Below are 1,829 nucleotides of genomic sequence, written 5' to 3'. Positions count from 1 at the left end.
GTCGATGTACTGCGCCATGGAGATGGGGATGTCGCCCGCGATGTGCTGGGCGAACCAGATGCCGCGTTGAGCCGCCGACAGCGCGAATGCGCCCGCGGGTAAATCGGGGGAGGTCTCGGTGGGCGATAGGAAAAGTTGTTGCATGAAGAACTCCTACATAGGAACCACCGGGTAGAGACCGCCCGTAGCTACCGCGGTAGTAGGGTGCTTGCGCTGCACAGCAAGCGACAAGTCAATTCTGGACCTGCCCGGTGCGCACCGAAAGGGTATTGCCGACACGCATCCGGTCCGGGCCTGGTCAGGCCGACTATTTGACCTCTGGGAGATCGGTCGCGATGTGGAGCATTCGAGTCGGTCAGGTAGCGCCGTATGGGCGCAGTCAGGCGGGCCGGCGAGCACATCAACATCGCCGCAGTGGACTGCTGACGACGTGTCGTCGCGGCTGTTGCCGGTCTCGGCGGCATCCTGTAACCCGACTGTCGGTCGAGTGGATCGCCCCTCCAGGCTTGACCTGGATATCAGTACCTGAATATTAGTTCAGCTTCTAATGTACGTTCCGGAGGAGCAGCAACCCTGCGGGACTGCTGCACGGATATGGTGTGCATCAAACCCGGGGTGACTCGATGTGCGGTCGGAGCGGCGGCTGTCGATGGATGAGGCCAGTCACGCGGGGTCGGCGGCTGGGCCGGGCGCATTCGGGATGCAGGCCGGCTCGACCGCGACACCGTGCGGCCCGGTGTCCCCCGGCATCGAATCTGAAATGAAACTGTATCTGAAAGTGGCGGCGAAACCGGCGGCGAGTGGCCAGAATTGGCCACGACGGTTCGGCGCGACTCAGCACCTGCCGAACCGGCACGAATCACCTTCGGCAACAGAGGAATTGGACGATGAACAGGCTGTCGAGATCCGCCGCGGCGACGTTGGTTGCCGCCGTCGTCGTGGTTGGGACCGCGGCGGTCGGCGTCGCGCGGGCGCAAACGCCCGGCGCGCATCCCTGCACCCCGTACACCGCAATTTTCGGGCCGGGGACCTGGGAGACCACGCTGGGCGCCGATCCCGAGGTGCCCGTCGGCATGCTCGGGCCCGTCGGCGACGGCCTGCAACGGCAGTTCGGCCGTGACATCACGGTTCTCTACGTCCCCTATGCCGCCAGCGCTTTCGACCAGGGGCTGAGCTACGCGGAGTCCGTGAGCACCCTGGAATCCCGCTTACGCCAGATGCTGCGTGGCCTGTGCGGCTCGACGCGGGTCGTCCTCGCCGGCTACAGCCAGGGCGCGGACGGCATCGGCGATCTCGCCACCGAGATCGGCAACGGCGACGGTCCCATCGGTGCCGATCGAGTGGTCGGTGTCGGACTGCTGGCCGATCCGCATCGCGATCCGAATACCACACTCTCCCTGGGAAATCCGCAGCCCGGCTACGGCATAGCCGGAACGCGGAGCCGGGATTTCGGTGCGTTGACCGAGCGGGTTCGCACCCTGTGTGCCAACGGCGACCTGTACTGCTCCCTCGATGCCGCCACCTCCCCGTTCCTCGCCGTGTTGGGCAGGGTCCTGAGCGGTGATCCCGCACCGATCGCGAACTTCATCCCCGCCACGGCCGATCCCAGCAACCTGATCGCTCAAGCCGTCACCATGGGCGCCGGCTGGACCGCCACCGCGGCGAACCTGCCTACCATTCTCGACAACCTCACCCGCCTCCCGGAGTTCATCGCGGCGGGTGACATTCGCGGTGCGCACCAGACCGCGCGCGCCCTGAACGTTGCCCTTGCCCCGTTGGTCCAGGCCGCCGCGGGTGTAGACCGAGTCCTCGTCGCCCAGGTCATCCGC

1 protein-coding gene is annotated in these 1,829 nt (G+C 66.2%); it reads left to right on the top strand.

Annotated features, from left to right (window positions below; genetic code table 11):
• Positions 1-887 precede the first annotated feature (887 nt).
• Positions 888-1,829: cutinase family protein (locus ACFWPJ_RS31825; protein ID WP_378857080.1), on the top strand; the 942-nt coding region annotated here is incomplete at its 3' end.

Origin of the sequence: Nocardia sp. NPDC058497 (assembly GCF_042720195.1) — a bacterium.
Lineage (GTDB): Bacteria > Actinomycetota > Actinomycetes > Mycobacteriales > Mycobacteriaceae > Nocardia.
The sequence above is the reverse complement of the archived record's forward strand: the minus strand, read 5'-3'. Positions and strand labels throughout refer to the sequence as shown.